Here is a 24,741-nt window from a genome sequence, read left to right as displayed (position 1 = left end):
TAGTTAAGGCCGGCGACCACCAAGCTGCGCGATGCAGGCCACGACCTCGTCGGCCGCCTCGTCCAGCCGCGGCCCTGGCCGCATCAGCACCTCATAGCGCGCGGCGGGCAGCTTGCAGTAGCGCCCCAGGCGTATCGCCTGCATGGCAGACCAGCCCGGGCGGTCTGCCAACTCACCCGGCCCGGGTGTCATCAGCAGATCGGGGTTGGCACGCACGATGAACTCCGGGCTCATGCGGGGGAAGGGGCCCAGGTTGCCGGGCACCACACTGTGCAAACCCAGCCGCGCCAGCGTCTCGCCAATGAAGGAGCTTTCGCTGGCCACGGCGCTGCCGCCATGCAACTCGATATAGACGCTGCGGCCTTGCCAGCCCGCGGGCATGCGGGCCCGGGCCACCTCGAAGCGGGTGTCCAGCGTTTGCCAATAGGCCTCACCCGCGCCCGGCTTGCCCAGCACCTGGGCCACGGTCTCCAGCACGCGGCGCAGATCGGCATGCGTCTTGGTGTCGAGCGCCAGCACCTTGATACCCAGGGCGTCGAGCCGCTCCACCACACGGCTGCCGGAGCGCAGCAGCACCACATCGGGCCGCAGCGCGACCACGCTCTCGACGCTGGCGTCTTCCATGCCGCCCACGCGCGGCAGCTGTTGCACGGAGGCCGGCCAGTTGGAGTTGCGGTCCACGCCCACCAGCCGGTCGCAGGCACCCAGCGCGCACACGGTTTCGGTCAGGGAGGGCAGCAGGGACACGATGCGCGCTGCCGGTTGCGCCAACTCCACGCTGCGGCCGCGGTCGTCGTTCACGCGGATGCCGGCATGCGCCAGCCCGGCGCCCATGCATAGCAGCGCGGCCAGCGCGAGACGAAGTTGGAGCAACGTGAGCTTCATGGCAAACCAGATTCCGACGGGCAACAAAAAAGCCCAGAGGCGCTGGGCGCACTGGGCTTTTCCGAACATTCGCGAATGGCAGCGAACATTAAATTGGCGGAGCAGGCGGGATTCGAACCCGCGGTGGGCTATTAACCCACACACGCTTTCCAGGCGTGCGACTTAAACCACTCATCCACCGCTCCTGAGCCTACGATTATAGCATTCAGATTGCGGCTTTTTGGCGCCAAGCGCACGGCAGATATCAGGACGAGCGTGCCGCGCCAGTGCTGACCATCTTCATGGCCGAGGTGATCAGTGCCGACACCTCGGTCATGTTGCTGGGCACGATCAGCGTGGTGGTGGCGTCGGCCGCGACCTTGCTATAGGCATCGACAGCGCGCTCGGCCACCTTGAGCTGCACCGCCTGCTCGCCGCCGGGCTGGCGGATGGCGGCGGCAACGCGCTCGATGGCGGTGGCGGTGGCCTCTGCCACCGCGATGAGCGCGGCGGCTTCGCCCTGTGCGTTGTTGATGGCTGCCTGCTTCTCGCCCTCGGAGCGCGCGATGAAGGCCTCGCGTTCGCCAGTGGCGATGTTGATCTGCTCCTGGCGGCGACCTTCAGAGGCCGCGATCAGCGCGCGCTTGCCGCGTTCAGCCGTGATCTGTGCCTGCATGGCCAGCAGGATTTCCTTGGGCGGGGTCAGGTCCTTGATTTCGTAGCGCAGCACCTTCACGCCCCAGTTCAGCGCGGCTTCGTCGATGGCAGCCACGATCTGGGCGTTGATGACATCGCGCTCCTCGAAGGTCTTGTCCAGCTCCAGCTTGCCGATCACGCTGCGCAGCGAGGTTTGCGCCAATTGGGTCACGGCCATGATGTAGTTGGACGAGCCGTAGCTCGCGCGCATCGGGTCGGTCACCTGGAAGTACAGGATGCCGTCCACTTGCAGCTGAGTGTTGTCGCGTGTGATGCAGACCTGGCTGGGCACGTCGAGCGGGATTTCCTTCAGGCTGTGCTTGTAGGCCACCTTGTCGATGAAGGGGATGAGAAAGTTGGCGCCCGGCGTCATGGTGCTGTGGTACTTGCCCAGACGTTCGCGCACCCAGGCGTTCTGTTGCGGCACGAACTTGACCGACTGGCTCACGAAGATGATGGCAATGACCAACAATACGAGTGTGACTTCCACGGATGATTCCTCTCTCTTTGTAGGGCTCTGGTGGAGCCGGATTTCAGTACTTCTCGACGACCAGGCGGTTGCCGATGACTTCTACGATGCGGTGTGTGCCGGTGCTGCCGGGCAGGCTGCCGGGGCTGGGCACGGCCGTCCAGCGGGCGCCGCGGTAATGCACGAAGGCCGTGCCATCGGCCTCCCATTGCGTGACCTGCAATGTTTCGCCCACGTCCAGGTTGACGTTCGGGTTGGCGGTAGCTGCTGGCCCGGCGGGCTCCCGGCGCTTGATGGCGCGCCAGATCAGTACCGCGCCGGCGCCGACCACGGCGGCCACCACCATCTGCAAGGGCAGCGGCAGGCCCAGGTGGGCCGCCAGTGCTGCAAAGCAAAAGCCCAGCCCGATCAGCAGCAGGTAGACGGTCCCGGTCAGGAGCTCGGCGATCACGGCCACGCCGGCGAACAGCCACCAATAGGTCGAGAGTGCCATGCCCAGTCCCTTTATGTCTGCAGTATGAATGTGTGGATTCCCTTGGAGTCCACTGCGCATTCTGGGTGCAAAACCGCAGGGCACCCCGCCAATTCCTTACACTTCGCGGCGTTTTCGAATTTAGCCTGTACTTTTTGCCGCCTTTTCCCAATCGGAGCCCTGCATGAAATTTCGTTTTCCCATCGTGATCATCGACGAGGATTTTCGATCGGAAAATACGTCCGGCCTGGGCATCCGTGCCCTGGCCCAAGCCATCGAGACCGAGGGTTTCGAGGTGCTGGGCGCCACCAGCTATGGTGACCTGTCGCAGTTCGCGCAGCAGCAAAGCCGCGCCAGCGCCTTCATCCTGTCCATCGATGACGAGGAATTCACCGCCGGCCCCGACCTGGACCCGGCGGTGCTGAACCTGCGTACTTTCATCGAAGAGGTGCGGCGCAAGAACCTGGACGTGCCGATCTACATCTATGGCGAAACCAAGACCTCGCGCCACATCCCCAACGACATCCTGCGCGAGCTGCATGGCTTCATCCACATGTTCGAGGACACGCCGGAATTTGTGGCGCGCCACATCATCCGCGAGGCCAAGAGCTACCTGGAAGGCGTGCAGCCGCCGTTCTTCAAGGCGCTGCTGGACTACGCCGAAGACGGCTCCTATTCCTGGCACTGCCCGGGCCATTCGGGCGGCGTCGCCTTCCTGAAGAGCCCGGTGGGCCAGATGTTCCACCAATTCTTTGGCGAGAACATGTTGCGCGCCGACGTTTGCAACGCGGTGGAAGAGCTGGGCCAATTGCTGGACCACACCGGCCCGGTGGCCGAGAGCGAGCGCAATGCCGCGCGCATCTTCAATGCCGACCACTGCTTTTTTGTGACCAATGGCACGAGCACCAGCAACAAGATGGTCTGGCACCACACGGTGGCGCCGGGTGACGTGGTGGTGGTGGACCGCAACTGCCACAAGTCCAACCTGCACGCGATCATCATGACCGGCGCCATCCCGGTATTTTTGAAGCCCACGCGCAACCACTTCGGCATCATCGGACCGATCCCGCGCTCGGAATTCGACGTGGAGACGATCAAGGCCAAGATCCGCGCCAATCCGCTGCTCAAGGGCGTGGACGCCGATACCGTCAAGCCGCGCATCCTCACGCTCACCCAGTCCACCTACGACGGCGTGGTCTACAACACCGAGACCATCAAGAGCGCGCTCGACGGCTATGTCGACACGCTGCACTTCGACGAGGCCTGGCTGCCGCACGCGGCCTTCCATCCGTTCTACGGCCCCTACCACGCCATGGGCAAGAAGCGCGCGCGTCCGAAAGACACGCTGGTGTTCTCGACCCAGTCCACGCACAAGCTGCTGGCCGGCATCAGCCAGGCCAGCCACGTGCTGGTGCAGGATTCGCAAGACCGCAAGCTGGACAGGCACCTGTTCAACGAGGCCTACCTGATGCACACCAGCACCAGCCCGCAGTACGCCATCATCGCCAGCTGCGACGTGGCCGCCGCCATGATGGAGCCGCCCGGCGGCACCGCGCTGGTGGAGGAAAGCATTCTCGAAGCCCTCGACTTCCGCCGCGCCATGCGCCAGGTCGAGGCCGAGTTCGGCGAGAACGACTGGTGGTTCAAGGTCTGGGGCCCCGAGAAGCTGGCCGACGAAGGCATTGGCAGCGCCGACGACTGGATCATCAAGGGCGAGGAGCGCGACGCCAAATGGCACGGCTTTGGCACCTTGGCCGACGGCTTCAACATGCTCGACCCGATCAAGGCAACCATCGTCACGCCGGGCCTGGACATGGATGGCAAGTTTGCCGATACCGGCATTCCGGCCAGCATCGTCACCAAGTTCCTGGCCGAGCACGGCGTGATCGTGGAGAAGACCGGGCTCTACAGCTTCTTCATCATGTTCACCATCGGCATCACCAAGGGACGCTGGAACACGCTGCTGACCGCGCTGCAGCAGTTCAAGGACGACTACGAGAAGAACCAGCCGATGTGGCGCATCCTTCCGGAGTTCTGCCAGGAGCACAAGCGCTACGAGCGCATGGGCCTGCGCGACCTGTGCCAGCACGTGCACAAGATGTATGCCGAGTACGACATCGCCCGCCTGACCACCGAGATGTACTTGAGCGACCTGACCCCGGCCATGAAGCCGAGTGACGCCTTCGCCCACATCGCGCACCGCAAGACCGAGCGCGTGGAGATCGACCACCTGGAAGGCCGCATCACCACCAGCCTGGTCACGCCGTATCCGCCGGGCATCCCGCTGCTGATCCCGGGTGAGGTGTTCAACAAGAAGATCGTTGACTACCTCAAGTTCTCGCGCGAATTCAACGCCAAGTGCCCGGGCTTCGAGACCGACATCCACGGCCTGGTCGAGCTGGAAGGCGAGGATGGCAAGGTGCGCTACTACGCCGATTGCGTGGCCAGCGGCACGTCACCAGTCGCTACCCAGCCACGGGCGACGGAAGACAACCTGGTGCAGGTCGGCTCCGACGGGCCATTCGCGCGCACGATCTGAGCGCTGGCCCCGTTTGGGGCCAGTTGAATCCGCTCGCAGCTTTGCTCCGTATTGAAGACAGGGCCGCATCCCTTGATGTGGCCCTTTCTTCCATCTACAGGAGCTCTACATGGCTGCACGTATTTCCACCCGCACCTTCGCCTTGCTTGGCATGGCTGCGGCGCTGACATTCGGCGCTTTCTCTGCCACGGCCCAGGTCATGGTTGGCGGCGCGGCGATGTACCCGACCAAGGACATCATCGACAACGCGGTCAACTCCAAGGACCACACCACGCTGGTGGCTGCAGTCAAGGCGGCCGGCCTGGTCGATACGCTCAAAGGCCCGGGCCCGTTCACTGTCTTTGCCCCGACCAACAAGGCCTTCGCCAGACTGCCCAAGGGCACGGTCGAGACCCTGCTCAAGCCTGAGAACAAGGACAAGCTGACCGCCATCCTGACCTACCACGTGGTGCCGGGCAAGTTAGACGCTGCGGCCATCCTGGCGCAGATCAAAGCGGGCAAGGGCAGCGCCACGCTGACCACGGTGCAAGGCGAGACACTCACGGCCAAGGCTTCCGGCAAGACCATCACCGTGTCTGATGCCAAGGGCGACAAGGCCAAGGTGACGATTGCCGATGTGGTTCAGTCCAACGGCGTGATCCACGTGGTCGATACGGTGCTGTTGCCCAAGTAGGGCCCGCTGCCGCCGCGCGTCACTTCCCGAGGTCAGGCCGCTCGCGCAGGAAGGTGGCGAAGCGCGGCAGGCCGCTGTCGTGCAGGCCACGGAAGCGGTAGCTGATCCAGCTGCCTACTGCTGGTGGGTGACGCCGCTGAGCGTCGCTCAGGCCCGAGCCGACCCTGAAGCGCTGGCCGCTTGGCATCTCCACCAGCAGCGCGCCCAGCATGCCCGCGTACTTGCCCTGGCCCGGCAGATGGGCGACCACGCGCGCGTCGGCGTCTTCATGGGTCTTGAGCTTGAGCAGGTCGTCGTTGCGCTCGGCTTTGTAGAGCGAGCCGCCCCGGTGCAACATCAGCCCTTCGCCGCCGCCGTGCACGGTGCTGCGCAGCAGCTTCATCAGGGCCTCATGGCTGGCGACGCGGCTCTGCGCCACGGGCCGGGCATAAGGCGAATCGAGTGTGGAGAGCAGGCCATTGAGTGCTGCCAGGCGCTCGGTGAACGCGCCGCCGTGGCCGGGCAGGTCAAACACCATGAAGCGCATGCCGCGCCAGGCTTGCTCATTGGGCACTTGCTGGCGCACGGTCGATACCGCCTTGGCGAACTGGCCACGGCCGGCCCAGAGTTCGCCGTCCAGCGGCTCTGCCGGCCAGTCCTTGGTGAACCAGGCGGGGGCGTTGATTTTCTCGCCGCCGCGCGTCCAGAGCTGGCGGCCATCCCAGTAGCCGCGCACGCCGTCCATCTTCTCGCTGACCCAGTAGTCGGCCAGCGGCAGGCCGGGCCGGTAGACATTGGCCAGCATCAGGGCCGGTGCGGGGCCCGCCAGCAGCGGCGTGGCAAAACCTGCCAGCAGGGCTGCCAGCAAGCTGCGTCGGGAAAAGGTTTTGCTATTCAAAAGATAGTGGGTAGCCCAGGCTGCATAAGGGCTTGAGCCACCTTTTCTTCAAAAAATCAGGCGCCTGCCGGCTCCGCAATACCGCCCACGGTCTGGCTGAAGCCGCCGTCGACGTAGGTGATCTCGGCGCTGACGCCGGCGGCCAGGTCCGACAGCAGGAAGGCGGCGACATTGCCCACGTCGTCGATGGTCACGTTGCGGCGGATCGGCGCGTTCTCTGCCACCACCGACAGGATCTTGCCAAAGCCCTTGATGCCGCTGGCCGCCAGCGTCTTGATCGGGCCGGCGCTGATGCCGTTCACGCGCATGCCCTTGGGGCCAAGCGACTCGGCCAGGTAGCGCACCGAAGCTTCGAGCGATGCCTTGGCCAGGCCCATGGTGTTGTAGTTGGGCACGGTGCGCAGGGCGCCGAGGTAGGTCAGCGTGAGCAATGCAGACTTGTTGTTGAGGTAGGGCAGGGCGGCCTTGGCCATGGCCGGGAAGCTGTAGGCGCTGATGTCATGGGCGATCTTGAAGCCCTCGCGCGACAGACCTTCCAGGAAGTCGCCGGCAATGGCTTCGCGCGGGGCGAAGCCGATGGCATGCACAAAGCCATCGAACTTGGGCCAGTGCTGGGCCAGGTCAGTGAAGAGCTTGTCGATCTGCGCGTCGTCGCCCACGTCGCAGTCAAAGATGAGCTTGGAGTCGAAGTCGGCCGCGAATTCGGTGATGCGGTCCTTGAAGCGCTCGCCGACATAGCTGAAGGCCAGCTCGGCGCCTTGTGCGTGGCAGGCCTTGGCGATGCCATAGGCAATCGAGCGGTTGGAGAGCACGCCCGTGATCAGCAGTTTCTTGCCGGCGAGAAAACCCATATATCTAACTCCGAAAAAACGCATGAAAAATCCAGCAGAATTGTCGCATGCGGGTTTTGCTACTGTCCTTGCTGCTGTGGAGCGCGTCGTTGCCGTCGTGGGCCGCGCATGGCTACGCGTTGTGGGACGACCTGAAGTACGCCCCCGGCTTCAAGGCTTTTGACTACGTCGACGTCGACGCGCCGAAGGGAGGCGAGCTGCGGCTGGTGAGCAACCAGCGCTATTCCACCTTCGACAAGTACAACCCATTCACCATCAAAGGTGCGCCCCCGGCCTATCTCGACAGCATGCTGTTCGAGTCGCTTCTGGCCGGCTCGATGGACGAGACAGCCTCGGGCTACGGCCTGCTGGCCGAAGACGTCACGGTCGCGCCAGACCGCCTCAGCGTCACCTTCAAGCTGCGTCCCGAGGCACGCTTCCACAATGGCATGCTCGTGGAGGCGGCTGATGTGAAGCACAGCTACGACACACTGATCGGCCCCTACACCTCGCCCGGCTACAAAACGCTACTGCAGGAAGTGGACGGCTGCGACGTGATCGACGCACGCACAGTGCGCTTTCGCTTCAGGACGCCCAACCGCGAGTTGCCCCTGACGGTCGGCGGCCTGCCCATCTTTAGCCGCGCCTGGGGCATGGAGAACGGCAAGGCCAAGCCCTTCGACCAGGTGGTGATGGACATCCCCATCGGCAGCGGCGCCTACAAGATCGGCCCGGTGGCCTTCGGCAAGGACATCACGTACGTTCGCGACCCCAATTACTGGGGCCGCAACCTGCCGGTCAACGTCGGCTCACATAACTTCGACCGCATCACCGTCAAGATCTACCGCGACAACACCGCGCGCCTTGAGGCACTGAAGGCCGGCGAGTTCGATCTCATGAGCTTCTATTCAGCCGGTGACTGGGCGCGACGCGTGAACGGCCGGCGCTTCGACACTGGCGAGCTGGTCAAGCGCGAATTCCCACACCGCAAGCCCGCGGGCTTCCAGAGCTACGTGCTCAACAGCCGCCGCGACAAGCTCTCCGACCCCCGTGTGCGCGAGGCACTGGGCCTGGCGCTCGACTATGAGTGGATGAACCGGCAGATGTTCTACGGCGGCTATCCGCGCGTGCGCGACCTGTTCGGCAACACCGACTGTGCGGCTGAGGGCCTGCCCTCGGCCGAGGAAAAGAGCTTGCTTGAACCACTGCGCGGCAAGATCCCCGACGCCGCTTTCGGTCCGATGTACGAACCTCCGGTGACCGAGGGCGCGGGCCATTCGCTGCGCGACAACCTGCGCCGCGCACGCGAGCTGATGAAGCAGGCCGGCTGGGAGTACCGCAATGGGGCGTTGCGCAATGCAAAGAACGAGCCCATGGTGCTGGAATACCTCGACAGCAAGGAAGGCGGCGCCCGCACCGTCACGCCGTGGGTGCGAGCTCTGGAAAAGCTGGGCATCACGCTGAACTTTGCGAGCGTCGATTTCGCGCTCTACCAAGAGCGGCTCGACCGGTTTCAGTTCGACATCACGACCATCAACTTCCCGGGCACCAACAACCCGGGGCAGTCCCTGCTCGAAATCTTCGGCAGCAAAGCGGCCAAAACCGAAAGCTCGGGCAACTACATGGGCGTGTCGAGCCCGGCGGTCGATGCGCTGCTCAAGGACATCGTCAGCGCCCACACCAAGGCCGAGTTGCTGCCGGCCTGCCGTGCGCTGGACCGCGTGATCATGCACAGCCACTACCTGATTCCCCAATGGACGCTGACCAGCCACCGGCTGGTCTATAACGACTGGAGGCTCGCCTTCAAGTCGCCGATGCCGCCCTATGCCAATGCCGAGGAATGGGTCATGAACTTCTGGTGGGCCAAAGCGCCGCCCAAGCCCTAGAGGGAAGCGCACCGTGTTCGCCTACATCGTCAAACGCCTGTTGCTGTTCATCCCGACCTTATTCGGCGTGCTGCTGCTGACCTTCATCGTCATCCAGTTCGTGCCCGGCGGGCCGGTCGAGCAGTACCTGGCAGAGGCCAAGGCCGCGGCGGGCCATGGGGGCTCCGGTGGCTTTGAGTCGGGCGGCGGTAGCTACCGTGGTAACCAGGGTGTCGATCCGAAGAAGCTGGAGCAAATCAAGGCGCTCTATGGCTTCGATAAGCCTGTGCATGAGCGCTTCTTCACCATGCTGGGTCAATTCGCGCGCTTTGACCTGGGGCGCAGCTTCTTCCAGAACAAGGACGTGTGGCAGTTGATCCGCGAGAAACTGCCCGTCTCCATCAGCCTGGGCCTGTGGACCTTCTTCATCAGCTACGGCGTGGCCATCCCGCTGGGTGTTGCCAAGGCGGTGCGCGCCGGCACGCGTTTTGATCTGATCAGTACCTTGTTTGTACTCGTGGGTTACGCCATACCGGGCTTCGTGCTGGGCGTGGCGCTTCTGGTGGTGTTCGGCGGGCAGTTGCAATGGTTTCCACTGCGCGGACTGACTTCGGCCAATTGGGATGACTTGGGCTGGGGCGCGCGCATCGTCGACTACCTGTGGCATATCACCTTGCCCGTCACGGCCATGGTGCTGGGCAGCTTTGCCGTCACCGCCATGCTGACCAAAAACGCCTTTCTCGAAGAAATCCGCAAGCAATACGTACTGACCGCGCGCGCCAAAGGCTTGGGCGAGCGGCAGGTGCTGTGGAAGCATGTGTTCCGCAATGCGCTGATCCCGATCATCACAGGGCTGCCCTCGGCCTTCATTGGGGCGTTCTTTGCGGGCTCGCTGCTGATCGAGACGCTGTTTTCGCTCGACGGGCTGGGCCTGCTGGGCTACGAGAGTGTGATCCGGCGCGACTACCCGGTCGTACTGGGCACGCTCTATCTCTTCACGCTGATCGGCCTGTTCACCAAGCTGATTTCCGATCTTTGCTATGTCTGGGTGGACCCGCGTGTCAAGTTTGACTGACACCCCCAAGGCGGCCGGGCAAGGCCCGCTGAAAGAAGGCGCCTTGCCGGTCTCGCCGGGGCGGCGCGCCTGGCAGCGTTTTCGCCGTAACCGCCTGGGCTTCTGGAGCCTGGTGATTTTCTCGGTGCTCGTTGTGCTCAGCTTGTGCGCCGAGGTGCTGTCGACCGACAAGCCGCTCGTCGTGCGCTACGAGGGCACGACCTATTTCCCGGTGCTGCACGACTACTCCGAAAAGACCTTCGGCGGCGACTTCGAGACGCCCGCCGACTACCTTGATCCCTTCATCCGCGAGCGCATCACGCAAGGCGGCAACTGGGCCATCTACGCCCCCAACCCCTACGGCCCGAGGACACTCAATTACTTTGCCAAGGCACCGAGCCCGGCCGCGCCCACACGCGATAACTGGCTCGGCACTGACGACCGCGGACGCGACCTGCTGGCGCAACTGCTTTACGGCTTCCGCGTGAGCGTGCTGTTCGGGCTTGCGCTGACCGCCATCGGCACGGTGCTGGGCGTCGTGGCGGGCGCAGTGCAGGGCTACTTCGCAGGCAAGACCGACCTCGCGTTCCAGCGCTTCATCGAAATCTGGAGCTCCATGCCCGAGCTCTACCTACTCATCATCTTCAGTGCCATCTTCGCGCCCAGCGTGGCCCTGCTGCTGATATTGCTGAGCCTGTTCGGCTGGATGGGCCTGGCCGACTATGTGCGCGCCGAGTTCCTGCGCAACCGCCAGATGGACTATGTGCGCGCAGCCCGTGCGCTCGGCGTGGGCAACTTGCAGATCATGTGGCGCCACATCCTGCCCAACAGCATGGTGCCGGTCGTCACTTTTTTGCCCTTTCGCATGAGCGCAGCCATCCTCGCCCTGACCTCGCTCGACTTCCTGGGACTCGGCGTGCCACCGGGGACACCGTCGCTCGGCGAACTGCTTAGCCAGGGCAAGAACAACATCGACGCCTGGTGGATTTCCATCTCCACCTTCGGCGTCCTCGTCATCACCCTGATGCTCCTGACCTTCATGGGCGACGCCCTGCGCGACGCGCTTGATCCGCGCAAGGCCGATCGATGACCGCCACCACGAACCAACCCCTGCTCGACGTAAAGGGCCTGCGCGTCGGCTTCGCAGGCAAAGAGGTCGTGCACGGCATCGACTTCCAACTAAAGGCCGGCGAAAAGCTCGCGCTAGTGGGCGAATCCGGCTCGGGCAAAACGGTTTCGGCGCTGAGCCTGCTGCGCCTGGTGCCCGATGCGCAGTACGGCGGGTCGGCCATGTTCGCCGGCCTGGAAGACGTTGCAGACAAGAAACCACGAGACTTGCTGGCCCTGCCCGAGCGCCAGTTGCGCGGCGTGCGCGGACGCGAGATCGCCATGATCTTCCAGGAGCCAATGACGGCCCTGAACCCGCTGCTCACCATCGGCGAGCAGATTACCGAGGTCCTACAACTGAAGAAGGGCCTGGCCAAAGAGCAGTCTTGGCAAGGTGCCATCGAGCTGTTGGCGAAAACCGGCATCCCAGAACCCGAGCGGCGTGCGCGCAGCTATCCGCACCAGCTCTCGGGCGGCCAGCGCCAGCGCGCCATGATCGCCATGGCGCTGGCCTGCCGGCCGCGCCTGCTGCTGGCCGACGAACCCACCACCGCATTGGACGTGACGTTGCGCGGTCAGATCCTCGATCTGCTGTCGCAATTGCAGCGCGACAACGGCATGGCGGTGCTGCTGATCACCCATGACCTGCACCTGGTGCGGCGCTTTGCCGACCGTGTCGCGGTGATGGAAAACGGGCACATCGTGGAGCAGGGCCCGGTGGCCGATGTCTTCGCTGCGCCGCAGCACCCCTACACCCGCCGCCTGCTCGACAGCGTGCCGACACGCGATGTGATCGAGGCACCGGCGCAGGCTGACGCGCCAGCCTTGTTGGAGGCGCGCGGCCTGCAGGTGAGCTACCCCGTGCCGCGCCCCGGCCTGCGCGGCTGGTTCGGGCGGGATCAGTTCATAGCCGTGCAAGGCGCCGACCTGCGCCTGCAGCCCGGCCGCACGCTGGGCGTGGTGGGGGAGTCCGGCTCGGGCAAGTCGACGCTGGCGTTGGCTGCGCTGGGACTGCAGCCCTTCAGCGGCTTGCTGGAGGTCGCAGGTGGCCGCTGGGGCCAAAGCCGGGCCCAGGACCAGAAGCTGCGCCAGCGGGTGCAGGTGGTGTTCCAGGACCCGTTTTCTTCGCTGTCGCCGCGCATGACGGTGGGCGAGATCGTGGGCGAAGGCCTGCGTGTGCACCAGCCAGGCCTGGACGCCGCCGCACGCGAAGCCCGCGTGCGCGCCATCCTGGCCGAGGTTGGCATGGCCGAGGCGCAGTTTCCGGGCCTGCTGGACCGCTATCCCCATGCCTTCTCCGGCGGCCAGCGCCAGCGCATCGCGGTGGCGCGTGCGCTGATCGTCGAGCCCGAGCTGCTGGTGCTGGACGAGCCCACCAGCGCGCTCGACGTGACGATCCAGAAGCAGGTGCTGGGCCTGCTGCAGCGCCTGCAGAAGCAGCTCGGCCTGGCCTACCTGCTGATCACCCACGACGTGGACGTGGTGCGCGCCATGGCGCACGACGTCATTGCCATGCGGGCCGGCGAAATCGTAGAGGCCGGGCCGGTGGCACAGGTGCTGGATGCTCCCCGGCACCCCTACACCCGGCAATTGGTGGCGGCTGCCGGCGGGGCCTGAGCCGCGTTTGTGCACCAGCCTGGGGCAATATGTCCAGGCGCGGGGGGCGCGCCGTGAGCCGTGGCAGGACTAAAGTCCGACGTTCATTCCATAACAAGAGCGCCCCCCATGTCCTTCCTGCAAGCTGCTGCTTTTGCGGCGTGCGTACTGGCGGCATTGCCGGCTCTAGCCGCAGCCGCAGCCGCGCCCGATGCCTCGATGGCGCCGCGCGTTGCTGCTTGCACCGCTTGCCATGGTGCGGAGGGGCGGGCCACCAACCACGGCTACTTCCCGCGCATTGCTGGCAAGCCGGAAGGCTATCTGTTCAATCAACTGGTCAATTTTCGCGACGGGCGCCGGCAGTACGCGCCCATGGCCCATCTGCTGCGTAACCTGGACGACGATTACCTGCGCGAGATGGCGGCCTATTTCTCGCGCCAGCACCTGCCATACCCGCCGCCGCAGACCACCGGCGCCCCGGCCGCAGTGCTGGAGCGGGGCCGCCAACTGGTGCGCAGCGGCGACGCGGCGCTGGGCATCCCGGCCTGCGTGCAGTGCCATGGCGAGCGCATGACCGGTGTCGCGCCCTTCATTCCCGGCTTGCTGGGCCTGCCGCGCGATTACCTCAATGCCCAACTGGGGGCGTTCAAGAACGGTCTGCGCAAGGCGCATGCGCCGGACTGCATGGCCAGCACTTCTGTCCGGCTCACGCCGGCTGATGTCAGCGCCGTCTCGACCTGGCTGTCTTCGCAAGCCTTGCCGGCTGACACCACCCCAGCATCCGCATTGCCCGGGCCGCTGCCTGTGCCGTGCGGCGGGTTGAGCGGTTAGGCGACGCCATGCTGATCGCATCCACTTCTGCTCGCCGTGTTCTTGGCGCCTTGCTGGTGCTGGCGGTGCTCGCCGGCCTGGCTATTGCTGCCATCTTTGCGCTGGCCCGTCGTGGTGAAGAGCCACTGGCGCAGCCGGCACCAGCTTTTGCGCCCACCGCGCAGCAGATCCAGCGCGGCGAATACCTGGCGCGGGTGGGCGACTGCATCGCCTGCCATACGCCCCAGGGCAGTCAACCCTTTGCGGGCGGGCTGCCCTTGGCCACGCCCTTTGGCACCGTCTACACCCCCAACATCACCTCGGATGCCGAGGCTGGCATCGGCCGCTGGTCGGCCGCCGAGTTCTGGCGCGCCATGCACCACGGCCGCGCAAGGGACGGCCGCATGCTCTACCCGGCATTTCCGTATCCCAGCTACACCCAGGTCACGCGCGAGGATTCGGATGCCATCTACGCCTACCTGCAGTCAGTGCCGCCCTCGGCGCAGCGAAACCAGCCGCACGACGTCGGCTTTCCCTACAACACCGCGCTGGCCATGGCGGTGTGGCGGGCATTGTTCTTTACGCCGGGCAGCTTCGTGCCGGAGCCAGCCCGTTCCGCGGAATGGAACCGCGGCGCCTACCTGGTGCAGGGCCTGGCGCACTGCAGCGCCTGCCACAGCCCGCGCAATGCGCTGGGCGCCAGCTCCACGGCGCAGCCGCTGGGCGGCGGCCTGATGGCAGGCCAGAACTGGTATGCGCCATCGCTGCATTCGCCGCACGAGGCCGGCCTGGCCGAATGGCCGGTGGAAGAGGTGGTGCAACTGTTGCAGACCGGCCTGACGCCACGTGCTTCTGTCATGGGGCCGATGGCCGAGGTGATCAGTAACAGCACCCAGTACCTGAGCGGGCCCGACCTGCGTGCCATGGCGGTGTATCTGCGGGCGCTGCCGCAGGAGCAGGCCCACAGGCCGGTATCCAAGGCCGCCGACGCCCAGGCCATGGCGCGTGGCAGCAACATCTACAGCAAGCAGTGCGCGCAATGCCATGGCGACCGGGGCGAGGGCCGGGCCGGGCAGTTCCCGGCACTGGCCGGCAATCGCGCGGTTTTGCTGGATTCCCCCGTGAATGTGGTGCAGATCGTGCTCAATGGCGGCTTTCAGGCCCAGACGGCAGGCAATCCGCGCCCATTCGGCATGCCGCCTTTCCTGCACGTTCTTGACGATGACGAGGTGGCGGCGGTAAGCACCTTTATTCGCAATGCCTGGGGTAACCGGGCCGACCCAGTGGACGGCTTTGCCGTGCGCCGGCTGCGCTAGCATTCGGTTTTTGCCAGGGAGTGTCGATGTCGCAATGGTGGGTGGTGTGCCTGTGTGCCGACTGGTGCGGCGTCTGCCGTGAATACCGGCCCGCCTTCGAGGCGCTGGCCGAGCGCCATCCGGGCGTGCAGTTCCGCTGGCTGGACGTGGAGGACGAGGCCGAGCTGGTCGGCGACCTTGACGTGGAAACCTTCCCCACCTTGCTGGTGGCCCAGGGGGCTGCGGTGCGATTTCTGGGCCCGTTGTTGCCGCAGCCAGGGGTGCTGGAGCGCCTGCTGGAGAGCCTGCGGGAGCAGGGCGGGGCGCCGCTCGCGGCCCCGGATGCTGCCCAAGCGGCACTATGGATGCGCATACAGGCTGCGATTCCTGCTGCCACCTTGCCAGAAGGGCCGATCGCAGAGTAGAATACGCACTTCACGACCAAACGGGCGGGTACTTACCGCCCGTTTTTTTTGGTCGATCGTTTTTCGATCCGGATACGCTTTGTCGCGCGGTGCATGCAGCGACAGGCCAGCCGGATTTTGCTTTTGGGCGGCAGCAGAATCAACGTGGCATTGCAGCAGATCGTCGAACAAATCGTGAGCGGCTTGGGTTATGACCTTGTGGAGATTGAACGCTCCGCAGGCGGGCTGCTGCGCATCACCATCGATCTGCCATGGACTGCGCCAGTCGAGGGCTCCGCGCCCGAGCAGTTCGTCACGGTGGAGGACTGCGAGAAGGTGACGCGCCAGCTGCAGTTTGCGCTGGAAGTGGACGGCGCCGAATACAAGCGGCTTGAGGTGTCCTCGCCCGGTATCGATCGCCCACTGCGGCATGCGCAGGACTTTGAGCGCTTCGTGGGCGAGGTGATCGACCTGACGCTGAAAGCGCCCATGGGTGCAGCCGCCGCAGGCCAGGTCAGCGCCAATCGCAAGAAGTTTCGTGGCCGGCTCGAGCGCGTTGAAGGCGCGGGCTGGCAGATCGTCTGGAGCGACGAGCCCGAGGCCAAGCCCGGCCAGCGGGTGAGCAGCAAGAGAGTGCCGGCGCCCTTGCAGGCGCTGGGCTTCACGTTGGACGAATTGCGGGAAGCCCGGCTGGCCCCGCTCATCGATTTCAAAGGACGCAAGCCACGCGGCAGTTCGCCAGCGTGAGTACGGATCCTTGCTTGTTTTTAAAATTTCACGCATTAATAAATGCGGCGGGCCGAAGTCCTGGGGACTGGCTGCCGGCGACTGTTCAGGATAGGAGTGTTGTGGCATGAATCGCGAATTGCTGATGCTGGTGGAAGCCATCTCGCGCGAAAAGAACGTGGAGCGTGACGTCGTCTTCGGCGCCGTCGAATCCGCGCTGGCGCAGGCGACCAAGAAGCTCTACCCCGGTGATGTGGACATCCGTGTCGCCATCGATCGGGACAGCGGTGTCTACGAGACCTTCCGCCGTTGGCACGTCGTTCCGGACGAAGCCGGCCTGCAACTGCCGGACCAGGAAATCCTGTTGTTCGAAGCCAAGGAAGACGTGCCCGACATCGAGGTCGACGAGTACATCGAGGAACCGGTGGATTCGGTGCCTATCGGCCGCATTGGCGCCATGGCTGCCAAACAGGTGATCCTGCAGAAGATCCGTGACGCTGAGCGCGAAATGCTGCTCAACGACTTCATGTCGCGCGGCGACAAGATCTTCACCGGCACCGTCAAGCGCATGGACAAGGGCGACATCATTGTCGAGTCCGGCCGCGTCGAAGGCCGCCTGCGCCGCAGCGAGATGATCTCAAAAGAGAACCTGCGCAACGGCGACCGCGTGCGCGCCATGATCATGGAAGTGGACCTGACGCTGCGCGGCGCGCCCATCATCCTGTCGCGTTCGGCACCTGAGTTCATGATCGAGCTGTTCCGCCAGGAAGTGCCCGAGATCGAGCAAGGCCTGCTCGAGATCAAGTCCTGCGCCCGTGATTCCGGCAGCCGCGCCAAGATCGCTGTGCTCTCGCACGACAAGCGTGTCGACCCGATCGGCACCTGCGTCGGCGTGCGTGGTACGCGTGTCAATGCGGTGACCAACGAGCTGGCTGGCGAGCGCGTCGATATCGTGCTCTGGAGCGAAGACCCGGCGCAGTTCGTGATCGGCGCGCTGGCTCCGGCCAATGTCTCTTCCATCGTCGTGGACGAAGAAAAGCACGCCATGGACGTGGTGGTTGACGAGGAAAACCTCGCCATCGCCATTGGCCGCGGCGGTCAGAACGTGCGCCTGGCGTCCGACCTGACTGGCTGGAAGATCAACATCATGGACGCCGCCGAGTCGGCCCAGAAACAGGCGAACGAGGCTGACACCAGCCGCCGCCTGTTCATGGAAAAGCTCGACGTCGACGAAGAGATCGCCGACATCCTGATTGCCGAGGGCTTCAACAGCCTGGAGGAGGTGGCCTACGTGCCGCTGCAAGAGATGCTCGAGATCGAGAGCTTCGATGAAGACACGGTCAATGAACTGCGGACACGCGCCAAGGATGCGCTGCTGACCATGGAAATTGCCCGCGAAGAGAGCGTTGACGGTGTGTCGCAGGATCTGCGTGACATGGCCGGACTGACGCCAGAACTTATCGCCAAGCTGGCTGCTGCGGACGTCCATACCCGTGACGACCTGGCCGATCTGGCGATCGATGAACTCACTGATATCACCGGCCAGTCTGCCGATGAAGCCAAAGAACTGATCTTGAAGGCTCGCGAACACTGGTTCGCGGGTCAAGAGTAAAGATCATGGAGGCCCGTACAGAATATGTCCAGCACCACCGTAGCCGAGTTCGCATCCGAACTCAAGAAGTCCACTGAAACCCTGCTCGACCAGTTGAAGTCCGCCGGCGTGCACAAGTCTGCATCGTCGGACGTGCTCACCGATGGGGACAAGCAGAAGCTTCTGGGGTACCTGCAGGCCAGCCATGGCACTGTTGCCGCCGACCGCCGCAAGATCACGCTGACCAAGAAGTCCACCAGCGAGATCAAGCAGGCCGACGCCAGCGGCAAGGCTCGCACCATCCAGGTGGAGGTGCGCAAGAAGCGCACCTTCATCAAGCGCGATGAATCCGGCGACTCCTCGGGCGACGGCGACGTCGAAACCGCCGTCCTGGAAGATGTGCCGGAACAAGTCCAGTCGCAAGACTCCTCGGATGCCGACCTGCATCGCCGCGAGGAAGAAGCGCGCCGCCAGGCCGACGAAATCCGCAGCGAGGAAACCGAGCTGGCCGAGAAGCGTCGCGAGCGTGAAGCCCGCGAGCGCCGCGAACGCGAAGCCGAAGAGCGCGCTGCTGCCTACGCTGCCCAGGAAGAGGCCAAGAAGGCCCAGGCGTCTGCCGTAAAGGCAGAGGCCACCAAGGAACAAGCCGAAATGGCCGCTGCTCGTGCCCAGGCGCAAGCAGAAGCCCGCGAAAAGGCCGAGGCCGAGTCGCGTGCCCGTGCTGCCGAAGAGGCCGCACGTGCAACCGACCTGGAAACGCGCCGCCGCAAGGCCGAGGCTGAAGCTGCTGCCATTCGCTCGATGATGGCCACGCCCAAGAAGGTGTTGGTCGCCAAGAAGCCCGAAGAGCCGAAGCCGGCTGTCACTGCTGCCAAGCCTGGCGATGCCAAGGCTGGTGTCAAGGGCACGCTGCACAAGCCTGCAGCTGGTACCGGTACGCGTCCTGGTGCGCCTGCCGCGCCGGGTGCTGGCAAGGAAGTCAAGTCCGCCAAGCTGTCCTCCAGCTGGGCCGGCGATCCTGCCAAGAAGAAGGAAATCAAGACCCGCGGCGACAGCTCCGGCGGTGTCGGCCGCAACAACTGGCGCGGAGGCCCGCGTGGCCGCCGTGGCAATGACCGCGGTGGTGACCGTGGCGACTACGGCCAGCAGGTCCAGGTCGAGCAGCGCATCATCGAAGTGCACGTGCCTGAAACCATCACCGTGGCCGAACTGGCGCACAAGATGGCGATCAAGGCGTCCGAGGTCATCAAGGCGCTGATGAAGATGGGCCAAATGGTCACCATCAACCAGCCGCTGGATCAGGACACCGCGATGATCGTGGTGGAAGAACTCGGCCACAAGGCTGTGGTGGCTGCACTGGACGACCCGGAAGCGTTCACGTTCGAAGAAGTGTCCATGCAGGATGCCGAGAGCCTGCCGCGTGCGCCAGTGGTTACCGTCATGGGCCACGTGGACCACGGCAAGACCTCGCTGCTGGATTACATCCGTCGTGCCAAGGTGGCGTCGGGCGAAGCCGGCGGCATCACGCAGCACATCGGTGCCTACCACGTGGAAACCGAGCGTGGCATGGTGTCGTTCCTCGATACCCCGGGTCACGAGGCGTTCACCGCCATGCGTGCCCGTGGTGCCCAGGCAACCGACATCGTGATCCTGGTGGTGGCGGCCGATGACGGCGTCATGCCGCAGACCAAGGAAGCCATCAAGCATGCGAAGGCGGCGGGCGTGCCCATCGTCGTTGCGGTCAACAAGATCGACAAGCCTGATGCCAACCCGGAACGGGTGAAGCAAGAGCTGGTGGTCGAGGAAGTCGTGCCTGAAGAGTACGGCGGCAACTCGCCCTTCGTCAGCGTGTCGGCCAAGACCGGCCAGGGCATCGACGATCTGCTGGAGCAGGTGTTGCTGCAGGCGGAAGTGCTGGAACTCAAGGCGCCGGTGAATGCCGCTGCCAAGGGCCTGGTCATCGAAGCCCAACTGGACAAGGGCCGCGGCCCGGTGGCGACCGTGCTGGTGCAGTCCGGTACGCTCAAGACTGGCGACATCGTGCTGGCAGGTTCTACCTACGGCCGTGTGCGCGCCATGCTGGACGAGAACGGCAAGCCGACCAAGACCGCAGGTCCGTCGATTCCGGTCGAAATCCAGGGCCTGACGGAAGTGCCGCAAGCAGGCGACGAGTTCATGGTGCTGCCCGACGAACGTCGGGCCCGCGAAATCGCGACCTACCGTGCCGGCAAGTTCCGCAATACCAAGCTGGCCAAGATGCAGGCGGCGAAGCTGGAGAACATGTTCTCCGACATCTCCGCAGGCGAAGTCAAGACGCTGCCGATCATCATCAAGGCCGACGTGCAAGGTTCGCAGGAAGCGCTGGGGCAGTCGCTGCTCAAGCTCTCCACCGACGAAGTGCGCGTACAACTGGTGTATGCCGGCGTGGGCGGTATCAGCGAGTCGGACATCAACCTGGCGATTGCCTCCAAGGCTGTCGTGATCGGCTTCAATGTGCGCGCCGACTCCGGTGCACGCAAGGCAGCCGAGAGCAGCGGCGTGGACATCCATTACTACAACATCATTTACGACGCCGTGGATGAGTTGAAGGCGGCGATGTCCGGCATGCTGGCTCCCGAGCAGCGCGAGGAAGTCATCGGCACGGCGGAAATCCGCACGGTGTTCGTGGCCTCCAAGATCGGCACGGTGGCGGGTTCGTACATCACCTCGGGCCATGTCACCCGCAGCGCGCGTTTCCGCCTGCTGCGCGAAAACGTGGTCATCTACACCGGCGAGATCGAGTCGATCAAGCGCTTGAAGGACGATGTGCGCGAAGTCAAGGAAGGCTTCGAGTGCGGTATCAAGCTCAAGAACTACAACGACATCAAGGAAGGCGATCAGCTCGAAGTCTTCGAGATCAAGGAAATCGCGCGTACGCTGTAAATGGAGCGAATGATGGCTTCTATCGCAAAGCTGTGGTGTCAGAACAAAGGCTTCATGCTCTTCGTCGGGCTGATGCTGGTGTTCCGGTCGGCGGTCGCCGACTGGAACTATGTTCCCTCGTCCTCCATGAACCCAACGCTCTTCGCGGGCGACCGGGTCTTGCTGGACAAGCGCGCCTACAGCCTGCGACTGCCATTCACGCTACATGAAATTGCGCGCTGGGATTCCCCGCATGCGGGGGATGTCATCACCTTTGATTCGCCAGAAGATGGCACCAACCTCATCAAGCGCGTGGTCGCTGTTGGTGGCGACACCATCTCGATGTGGAACAACACCCTGACCGTCAACGGCCAGCCTGTGGCCCGCCAGCTGGAACAAGAGGCCCGTCTGGTGCCCTCCGAGTACGGCCTGCTGCAAGAGCAGATTTGGCGCGAGCACCTGGGCGGCAAGGACATCGAGGTTGCGCGCCTGCCCGAGCAGAACCGGCTGACCGCATTTGCCCCGGTGCAGGTGCCGGCCGGCCATGTCATGGTGATGGGTGACAACCGCGACAACAGCCGCGACTCCCGCTACATCGGCTTCATCGACGTGCACCGTGTCACGGGCCGTGCGCTGCGTGTGGTGGCGTCGTTCGACCCAGATCGTTTTTATTTGCCCCGCGCCGACCGCTGGTGGCTACCCCTGCACCTCTGACCCCTACATGCCAAAGAGAAAAGCCGCTGCCCCCAATCGCAGCTTCAAGGTTGCCGACCAGATCCAGCGTGATCTGACGGAGCTGATCGCGCGCGAGTTGAAGGACCCGCGCGTGGGCATGGTCACGATCCAGGCGGTCGAGGTCACGCCCGACTACGCGCATGCCAAGGTGTTTTTCACTGTGCTGGTGGGCAACCCGACGGAGTGCGAAGTGGCGCTGAACCAGGCCGCCGGCTTCCTGCGCAATGGCTTGTTCAAACGCCTGCACATCCATACCGTGCCGACGCTGCACTTTCTGTTCGACCGCACCACCGAGCGTGCGTCGGACATGAATGCGCTCATCGCCCAAGCGGTGGCTTCCCGGGCAAAGGACGACTGACATGCACGCGCCACGCACGAGGGTGCAGCGGCGCCCCGTGCATGGGGTGTTGTTGCTCGACAAGCCGCTGGGTCTCTCCAGTAATGACGCACTGCAGAAGGCCAAATGGCTGCTGCGGGCGGAGAAGGCCGGCCATACCGGCACGCTAGATCCATTGGCCAGCGGTGTGCTGCCTCTGTGTTTTGGCGCAGCCACCAAGTTCAGCCAGTTGCAGCTCGACGCCATCAAGACCTATGCCGCCACGGTGAGGCTTGGGGCGCGTACCACCACGGGTGACGCAGAAGGCGATCTGCTGGACGAGCGGGCGGTGGATGCCGAGTCTGTGCGGGCACAACTGGCGGAGGTGGTGCAGCGCTTTACCGGTCCGATCCAGCAGGTGCCGCCCATGCACAGTGCGCTCAAGAAGGACGGCCGTGCGTTATACGAGTACGCCCGTGAAGGCATTGAAATCGAGCGGGCGCCGCGCGCCGTCGAGATTTATGAGCTAAAAGCGGCTCTAGCCCAGGATGGGCAAGGGCATGTAGCTATAGAAATAATAGTAAAGTGCAGCAAGGGCACTTATATTCGCACGCTGGGTGAAGACATTGGCGAGGCGCTGGGTTGCGGTGGCCATCTGACTGCGCTGCGGCGCATCGCCACCGGCCATTTCGGGCTGGGCCAGGCGGTGACGCTGGCGGCACTGGAGGCCATGGATGAAGCCGGGCGCGAAGCTTGCCTGCTGCCCGTGGCGTCGCTGCTGCCCGATCACACGCGCGTCACGCTGGCGGGCGAGGATGTCACCCGCTTCCTGTCTGGCGTGCGCCGGCGAGGCAGTTGGGCCAACCTGCCGCAGGTGGCCGTATTTGGCGCGCAGCCGCCCGCGCTGCTGGGAACGGCCACTACCCATGGCGGCGAACTGATACCGGGGCGGCTGTTGAGCCCCATCGAAATTCAACAGATTCTGGAAAGTACGCCACACGCCGCGAACACGGCCCAAGGCATCGAGGAAGCAACCGTATGAGCACCAAGCAAATCCGCAACATCGCGATCATCGCCCACGTTGACCATGGCAAGACCACCATGGTTGACCAACTGCTGCGCCAGTCCGGCACCTTCGCCGACCACGAAAAAGTGGTCGACACGGTGATGGACAACAACGCGATTGAAAAAGAACGTGGCATCACGATTCTGGCCAAGAACTGCGCCGTGAGCTGGGAAGGCACCCACATCAACATCGTCGACACCCCTGGTCACGCGGACTTCGGCGGCGAAGTGGAGCGTGCTCTGTCCATGGTGGACAGCGTGGTGCTGCTGATCGATGCGCAAGAGGGCCCCATGCCCCAGACGCGTTTCGTGACCAAGAAAGCGCTGGCCCTGGGCCTGCGCCCCATCCTGGTCGTGAACAAGGTGGACAAGCCCGGCGCCAACCCCGACAAGGTGGTGAACGCCGCGTTCGACCTGTTCGACAAGCTGGGCGCTACCGACGAGCAGCTCGACTTCCCCGTGGTGTATGCCTCGGGCATCAACGGCTGGTCGTCGCTGGAAGAAGGCGCTCCTGGGGAGCAGTGGGGTCCCGACATGTCGGCCCTGTTCAACACCATCTTGAAGCATGTTCCCCCGAACTCGGGTGACCCGGCCGCTCCGCTGCAACTGCAGATCTCGGCGCTGGACTTTTCCAGCTTCGTGGGCCGCATCGGCGTGGGCCGCATCAGCCAGGGCACCATCAAGCCCATGATGGACGTGGTCGTCATGGAAGGCCCGGATGGCAAGGCCGTCAAGGGCCGCGTCAACCAGGTGCTGACCTTCCAGGGCCTGGATCGCATGCAGACGCCACTGGCTGGCCCTGGCGACATCGTGCTGATCAACGGCATTGAAAACATCGGCATCGGCGTGACCGTGACCGACCCTGCCAGCCCCTCGCCGCTGCCCATGCTCAAGGTGGACGAGCCCACGCTGACCATGAACTTCTGCGTGAACACCAGCCCCCTGGCCGGCCGCGAAGGCAAGTTCGTGACCAGCCGCCAGATCTGGGACCGCCTGCAAAAGGAACTGCAGCACAACGTGGCCCTGCGCGTGAAGGAAACCGACGAAGAAGGCATCTTCGAAGTCATGGGCCGCGGCGAGCTGCACCTGACCATCCTGCTGGAAAACATGCGCCGCGAAGGCTATGAGCTGGCAGTGTCCAAGCCGCGCGTGGTCATGAAAGAAGTGAACGGCGAAAAGTACGAGCCTATCGAGCTGGTGACCGCCGACATCGAAGAACTTCACCAGGGCGGCGTGATGCAGGCCCTGGGCGAGCGCAAGGGCGAACTGGTCAACATGGAGCCGGACGGCCGTGGCCGTGTGCGCCTGGAGTACCGCATTCCGGCACGTGGCCTGATCGGTTTCACCAACGAATTCCTGAACCTGACGCGCGGCTCTGGCCTGATCAGCAACATCTTCGACAGCTACGAGCCGCACAAGGGCGACATCGGCGGCCGCAAGAACGGCGTGCTGATCTCGATGGACGCTGGTGAAATCTTCACCTACGCGCTGGGCAAGCTGGATGACCGCGGCCGCATGTTCGTGCGCGCCAACGACCCGGTGTACGAAGGCATGATCGTCGGCATCCACAGCCGGGATAACGATCTGGTCGTGAACGCCACGCGTACCAAGCAGCTGACCAACTTCCGCGTGTCCGGCAAGGAAGACGCGATCAAGATCACGCCGCCGATCGAATGCACGCTGGAATACGGCGTGGAGTTCATCGAGGACGACGAGCTGGTGGAAATCACGCCCAAGTCCATCCGCCTGCGCAAGCGCTACCTGACCGAGAGCGAGCGCAAGCGCGCCGGCCGCGACTAAGCGGTTCGCATCCTTCTCCGAGGCACACGCCAGTGTGCTTCGCCTACGCCCCTGCG

21 protein-coding genes and 1 tRNA gene are annotated in these 24,741 nt (G+C 64.3%); 16 read left to right on the top strand and 6 right to left on the bottom strand.

The window, feature by feature from the left end; genetic code table 11:
- Positions 1-3 precede the first annotated feature (3 nt).
- The 4 genes from AAFF27_14095 to AAFF27_14080 all read right to left on the bottom strand — a co-directional run bounded on the left by AAFF27_14095 (position 4) and on the right by AAFF27_14080 (position 2,522).
- Positions 4-885: a helical backbone metal receptor gene (locus AAFF27_14095; protein ID XAH21161.1), complete on the bottom strand. Its 882-nt coding sequence runs from the start codon at positions 883-885 to the stop codon at positions 4-6.
- A gap of 94 nt (positions 886-979) precedes the next feature.
- Positions 980-1,070: transfer RNA gene (locus AAFF27_14090), tRNA-Ser, on the bottom strand.
- Positions 1,071-1,129: 59 nt separating this feature from the next.
- Entirely contained in the window at positions 1,130-2,050 is a 921-nt protein-coding gene (locus AAFF27_14085) for a stomatin-like protein (GenBank protein ID XAH21160.1), read from the bottom strand.
- A gap of 43 nt (positions 2,051-2,093) precedes the next feature.
- Positions 2,094-2,522 (bottom strand): NfeD family protein, encoded by a 429-nt coding sequence (locus tag AAFF27_14080; protein ID XAH21159.1) that lies wholly within the window; start codon positions 2,520-2,522, stop codon positions 2,094-2,096.
- A gap of 163 nt (positions 2,523-2,685) precedes the next feature.
- On the opposite strand from AAFF27_14080, the gene AAFF27_14075 reads away from it, so the two are divergent.
- Together AAFF27_14075 and AAFF27_14070 are read left to right on the top strand one after the other, a co-directional pair.
- Positions 2,686-5,040, top strand: a complete 2,355-nt coding sequence (locus AAFF27_14075) for an arginine/lysine/ornithine decarboxylase (protein ID XAH21158.1) — start codon at positions 2,686-2,688, stop codon at positions 5,038-5,040.
- A gap of 109 nt (positions 5,041-5,149) precedes the next feature.
- A complete protein-coding gene (locus AAFF27_14070; protein XAH21157.1) occupies positions 5,150-5,713 on the top strand; it encodes a fasciclin domain-containing protein in 564 nt (187 codons plus the stop codon).
- A gap of 19 nt (positions 5,714-5,732) precedes the next feature.
- Here AAFF27_14070 and AAFF27_14065 read toward each other — a convergent pair whose 3' ends face one another.
- Complete coding sequence (locus AAFF27_14065) at positions 5,733-6,560, bottom strand: DNA ligase (protein XAH21156.1); 828 nt, start codon at positions 6,558-6,560, stop codon at positions 5,733-5,735.
- A gap of 86 nt (positions 6,561-6,646) precedes the next feature.
- Complete coding sequence (fabI, locus tag AAFF27_14060; protein XAH21155.1) at positions 6,647-7,441, bottom strand: enoyl-ACP reductase FabI; 795 nt, start codon at positions 7,439-7,441, stop codon at positions 6,647-6,649.
- 47 nt (positions 7,442-7,488) lie between these two features.
- Here fabI and AAFF27_14055 point away from each other — a divergent pair, with 47 nt between their 5' ends.
- The 14 genes from AAFF27_14055 to typA all read left to right on the top strand — a co-directional run bounded on the left by AAFF27_14055 (position 7,489) and on the right by typA (position 24,685).
- On the top strand, positions 7,489-9,306 hold the full coding sequence (locus AAFF27_14055; GenBank protein ID XAH21154.1) for an extracellular solute-binding protein: 1,818 nt from the start codon (positions 7,489-7,491) through the stop codon (positions 9,304-9,306).
- A 13-nt stretch (positions 9,307-9,319) separates the two neighbouring features.
- Entirely contained in the window at positions 9,320-10,360 is a 1,041-nt protein-coding gene (gene yejB / locus AAFF27_14050; GenBank protein ID XAH21153.1) for a microcin C ABC transporter permease YejB, read from the top strand.
- Positions 10,326-11,429: an ABC transporter permease gene (locus AAFF27_14045; GenBank protein XAH21152.1), complete on the top strand. Its 1,104-nt coding sequence runs from the start codon at positions 10,326-10,328 to the stop codon at positions 11,427-11,429. The genes yejB and AAFF27_14045 overlap by 35 nt, the downstream gene beginning before the upstream one ends.
- Entirely contained in the window at positions 11,426-13,063 is a 1,638-nt protein-coding gene (locus AAFF27_14040; GenBank protein XAH21151.1) for a dipeptide ABC transporter ATP-binding protein, read from the top strand. The genes AAFF27_14045 and AAFF27_14040 overlap by 4 nt, the downstream gene beginning before the upstream one ends.
- A 108-nt stretch (positions 13,064-13,171) precedes the next feature.
- The gene (locus AAFF27_14035) at positions 13,172-13,873 is read left to right on the top strand and encodes a c-type cytochrome (GenBank protein ID XAH21150.1); all 702 of its coding nucleotides are present in this window, start codon (positions 13,172-13,174) and stop codon (positions 13,871-13,873) included.
- An 8-nt stretch (positions 13,874-13,881) separates the two neighbouring features.
- Positions 13,882-15,168: a c-type cytochrome gene (locus AAFF27_14030; protein XAH21149.1), complete on the top strand. Its 1,287-nt coding sequence runs from the start codon at positions 13,882-13,884 to the stop codon at positions 15,166-15,168.
- A 26-nt stretch (positions 15,169-15,194) separates the two neighbouring features.
- Positions 15,195-15,572, top strand: a complete 378-nt coding sequence (locus AAFF27_14025) for a thioredoxin family protein (protein ID XAH21148.1) — start codon at positions 15,195-15,197, stop codon at positions 15,570-15,572.
- Between the two features lie 144 nt (positions 15,573-15,716).
- Positions 15,717-16,298 carry a ribosome maturation factor RimP gene (rimP, locus tag AAFF27_14020; protein ID XAH21147.1) on the top strand — a complete coding sequence of 194 codons (582 nt, stop codon included), beginning with the start codon at positions 15,717-15,719 and terminating at the stop codon, positions 16,296-16,298.
- 106 nt (positions 16,299-16,404) lie between these two features.
- Positions 16,405-17,889 carry a transcription termination factor NusA gene (nusA, locus tag AAFF27_14015; protein XAH21146.1) on the top strand — a complete coding sequence of 495 codons (1,485 nt, stop codon included), beginning with the start codon at positions 16,405-16,407 and terminating at the stop codon, positions 17,887-17,889.
- A gap of 24 nt (positions 17,890-17,913) precedes the next feature.
- Complete coding sequence (gene infB / locus AAFF27_14010; protein XAH21145.1) at positions 17,914-20,790, top strand: translation initiation factor IF-2; 2,877 nt, start codon at positions 17,914-17,916, stop codon at positions 20,788-20,790.
- Between the two features lie 12 nt (positions 20,791-20,802).
- The gene (gene lepB, locus AAFF27_14005; GenBank protein XAH21144.1) at positions 20,803-21,483 is read left to right on the top strand and encodes a signal peptidase I; all 681 of its coding nucleotides are present in this window, start codon (positions 20,803-20,805) and stop codon (positions 21,481-21,483) included.
- A gap of 7 nt (positions 21,484-21,490) precedes the next feature.
- A complete protein-coding gene (gene rbfA / locus AAFF27_14000; GenBank protein XAH21143.1) occupies positions 21,491-21,862 on the top strand; it encodes a 30S ribosome-binding factor RbfA in 372 nt (123 codons plus the stop codon).
- A gap of 1 nt (position 21,863) precedes the next feature.
- Complete coding sequence (truB, locus tag AAFF27_13995) at positions 21,864-22,862, top strand: tRNA pseudouridine(55) synthase TruB (protein ID XAH21142.1); 999 nt, start codon at positions 21,864-21,866, stop codon at positions 22,860-22,862.
- Positions 22,859-24,685, top strand: a complete 1,827-nt coding sequence (typA, locus tag AAFF27_13990; protein XAH21141.1) for a translational GTPase TypA — start codon at positions 22,859-22,861, stop codon at positions 24,683-24,685. The genes truB and typA overlap by 4 nt, the downstream gene beginning before the upstream one ends.
- The last annotated feature ends 56 nt before the right edge of the window (positions 24,686-24,741 follow it).

The organism is Xylophilus sp. GW821-FHT01B05, from assembly GCA_038961845.1.
Lineage (GTDB): Bacteria > Pseudomonadota > Gammaproteobacteria > Burkholderiales > Burkholderiaceae_C > Xylophilus.
Note: the sequence above shows the minus strand (reverse complement) of the source record. Positions and strands in the feature narration are given on the sequence as shown.

Coding starts and splice junctions, on each gene's coding strand:
- AAFF27_14025 (XAH21148.1), top strand. CDS start 15,195: ATGTCGCAATGGTGGGTGGTGTGCCTGTGTGCCGACTGGTGCGGCGTC.
- AAFF27_14095 (XAH21161.1), bottom strand. CDS start 885: ATGAAGCTCACGTTGCTCCAACTTCGTCTCGCGCTGGCCGCGCTGCTA.
- fabI (XAH21155.1), bottom strand. CDS start 7,441: ATGGGTTTTCTCGCCGGCAAGAAACTGCTGATCACGGGCGTGCTCTCC.
- AAFF27_14030 (XAH21149.1), top strand. CDS start 13,882: ATGCTGATCGCATCCACTTCTGCTCGCCGTGTTCTTGGCGCCTTGCTG.
- truB (XAH21142.1), top strand. CDS start 21,864: ATGCACGCGCCACGCACGAGGGTGCAGCGGCGCCCCGTGCATGGGGTG.
- AAFF27_14080 (XAH21159.1), bottom strand. CDS start 2,522: ATGGCACTCTCGACCTATTGGTGGCTGTTCGCCGGCGTGGCCGTGATC.
- AAFF27_14045 (XAH21152.1), top strand. CDS start 10,326: ATGTCTGGGTGGACCCGCGTGTCAAGTTTGACTGACACCCCCAAGGCG.
- AAFF27_14070 (XAH21157.1), top strand. CDS start 5,150: ATGGCTGCACGTATTTCCACCCGCACCTTCGCCTTGCTTGGCATGGCT.
- typA (XAH21141.1), top strand. CDS start 22,859: ATGAGCACCAAGCAAATCCGCAACATCGCGATCATCGCCCACGTTGAC.
- AAFF27_14040 (XAH21151.1), top strand. CDS start 11,426: ATGACCGCCACCACGAACCAACCCCTGCTCGACGTAAAGGGCCTGCGC.
- infB (XAH21145.1), top strand. CDS start 17,914: ATGTCCAGCACCACCGTAGCCGAGTTCGCATCCGAACTCAAGAAGTCC.
- AAFF27_14075 (XAH21158.1), top strand. CDS start 2,686: ATGAAATTTCGTTTTCCCATCGTGATCATCGACGAGGATTTTCGATCG.
- nusA (XAH21146.1), top strand. CDS start 16,405: ATGAATCGCGAATTGCTGATGCTGGTGGAAGCCATCTCGCGCGAAAAG.
- AAFF27_14035 (XAH21150.1), top strand. CDS start 13,172: ATGTCCTTCCTGCAAGCTGCTGCTTTTGCGGCGTGCGTACTGGCGGCA.
- rbfA (XAH21143.1), top strand. CDS start 21,491: ATGCCAAAGAGAAAAGCCGCTGCCCCCAATCGCAGCTTCAAGGTTGCC.
- AAFF27_14055 (XAH21154.1), top strand. CDS start 7,489: ATGCGGGTTTTGCTACTGTCCTTGCTGCTGTGGAGCGCGTCGTTGCCG.
- lepB (XAH21144.1), top strand. CDS start 20,803: ATGGCTTCTATCGCAAAGCTGTGGTGTCAGAACAAAGGCTTCATGCTC.